We start from the raw sequence: 2516 nt of genomic DNA on the forward strand, positions 1-2516 counted from the left end.
CACGGGCGCGGCGTTGCGGCCCGCGCTGCGCACGGCCACGACGCCTTCGCCCAGACGCACGCGCGCGCTCGCGGCGAGGCGCGTGTACACGCCGATCAGCGCGCGGCGATACGGTTCGTCCACGCGATGCGGCGACTGATCGGGCGAGGCTTCGGCCAGCGCCTTGAGTTCGTCGCTCGCACCGGCAAGCAGATTCGACACCGACAGTTCCGCGCCGAGCTTGTGCACTTCGTCGAGATAGTGCTGCAGGATCACCTGCGCCTGGCGCTCGCTGGCTTCTTCGAGCGTGGCCGACGTGACGTTCGGATTGCCGTCGCGGTCGCCGCCGATCCAGCTACCCATCTGGAAGAACGCGGGCAGCCGCGCCGAAAGACCGTGCTCCTTGAGCGAGGTTTCGATCTCGCCGTACAGCGCGGGAATCTCGGTGAGGAAGGTGGTGTGGTAGTACGAGAGCGCGTTTTCGATTTCGTCGGTGACGGTCAGGCGCGCGTCGCGCAGCATGCGCGTTTGCCACAGCGAGGTCACGCGCGCGCGCAGCAGCGCTTCGTTGTGTTCGCGTTCGCGATGCGTGAGCGGCTGGTCGCGTTCGGCGAGCAGGCGCGCGACGTCGTGCTGCGAATCGAGCGTGCTCTTGCGCTGCACTTCCGTCGGGTGCGCGGTGAGCACGGGCACGATCAGCGCGTCGTTGAAGAACTGCTGGAGCATCGGCGTGGCGGCGGCGCCCGCTTGCGCGAGACGTTCGAGCGAATGCGCGATGGTGCCCGCCTGCGGCGCCGAACCGGCCAGATCGTGGATACGGCGGCGACGGTTGCGGTGACGGTCTTCGGCGATGTTCGCGAGATGCGAGAAATAGCTGAACGCGCGCACCACGCTCACGGTCTGTTCGGGCGAGAGTCCGCGCAACTGTTTTTCCAGCGCGAGCGCGGCGGCATTGTCGTCCTCGCGGCGAAAACGCACGGCCGTCTGGCGGATGCTTTCGACCACTTCGAAGACGGCGTCGCCTTCCTGTTCGCGCACGACGTCGCCGAGCAGGCGTCCCAGATAGCGGATGTCTTCGAAGAGCGGCTGGTCCTTGTCGTCGCGCTTTTCGTCGCGCGTGCGGCCGCCGCGCGGCGCACCGGCGGCTTTCGGCGACTTGGCGGGCTTGGCGGCTTTCGCGGGCTGCGCGGTTTCGACGACTGCGGCGGACGCCGCGATCTCCGCGGATTCGGCGACGCCCGGCGCGACCTTCGGCTCTGCCTTCGGCGCGGCTTTCAGCGACTTCCCGGCTTTGACGGCCTTCGTGGCTTTCGTTTTCGTGGTCTTGCTGGCGTCGGCCGTTTTCGATGTCTTCGTCGTCTTCTTCGTTTCAGTGGCCGTTGCGGCTTTGATGGCCTTGGCGGCTTTGGCCTTGTCGGCGGCCGCGGGGGAAGAAGAGGCAAGCGATGCGTTGTTGCGGCGCTCTGCGCGCGCCGATCCGGAAGACTTCACGATGTTTTCCTCAAGACTAGCCAGGAGTGTGGACAGGGTATTCGGGGACTGCCAACTGCATGGCCGCGGCGCGGGCCGCGGTCAGGGTGCTTCGGTGCTACCAGAAACCAACCAGAAACGGATGGCGGGAACCATCCTGCGCAAGCCGCGCGGACTGCGGTGCTGCGGCATTGCGGCGGACCGAACGGCACGCGACGGCGAAGACGACATGAAGACGGCGAAAAACTGCGGATACCGGCGCGCCGGGAGCAGGCTTTGCGAAAGCGCGGCACCATGGAGCGGACGTACGTTCGCGCCGGGTGCCGGGGAGGGCGTGCTGGATCAGCGCCGCCGACGCGCACATAGTGTGTACGTCAGCGACCGACCGTGTCTCTTCCTTGCCGCCGCACGCGCAGGCCTAAAAAGGGGCGCGTGCTAACATTGCCTGTTATCCGATTCTGTTTTTCGAACCCGTTATTCGATGTGCTAGCCATGAATTCCGAGACGTTATCCGCGCCCATGCCCCGCACGCTTGTCATCGCTTCGCGGGAGAGCCGCCTCGCGATGTGGCAGGCCGAGCATGTGCAAGCTGCGCTGCACAAATTATATCCATCCTGCGACGTGAAAATCGTCGGAATGACGACCCGCGGCGATCAAATTCTCGACCGCACGCTGTCGAAGGTCGGCGGCAAGGGTTTGTTCGTGAAGGAGCTGGAGCAGGCGCTGGCCGAAGGGCGCGCCGATCTGGCCGTGCATTCGCTCAAGGACGTGCCGATGGAGCTGCCCGAGGGCTTCGCGCTCACGTGCATCATGGAGCGCGAAGATCCGCGCGACGCCTTTGTGTCTAACGAATACGACTCGCTCGCGGCGCTGCCGCCGGGCGCGGTCGTCGGCACCTCCAGCCTGCGCCGCGAGTCGATGATCCGCGCGCGTTATCCGCATCTCGACGTGAAGCCGCTGCGCGGCAATCTCGACACGCGCCTCGGCAAACTCGACCGCGGCGACTACGCGGCCATCATTCTCGCGGCGGCGGGGCTCAAGCGTCTGGGTCTCGGCGCACGTATCCG

Annotated in this window: 2 protein-coding genes; one reads left to right on the forward strand and one right to left on the reverse strand. The window is 66.3% G+C overall.

Annotated features, from left to right (window positions below):
• Positions 1–1470: phosphoenolpyruvate carboxylase (locus G3N97_RS38025; RefSeq protein ID WP_205997884.1), on the reverse strand; the 1470-nt coding region annotated here is incomplete at its 3' end.
• 471 nt (positions 1471–1941) lie between these two features.
• Between G3N97_RS38025 and hemC the strand changes: the two genes are divergently transcribed.
• The coding region (gene hemC, locus G3N97_RS38030; protein ID WP_205997885.1) for a hydroxymethylbilane synthase at positions 1942–2516 on the forward strand (575 nt) is incomplete at its 3' end.

The sequence above is a fragment of the Paraburkholderia sp. Ac-20347 genome, from assembly GCF_017104805.1.
Classification (GTDB): domain Bacteria; phylum Pseudomonadota; class Gammaproteobacteria; order Burkholderiales; family Burkholderiaceae; genus Paraburkholderia; species Paraburkholderia tropica.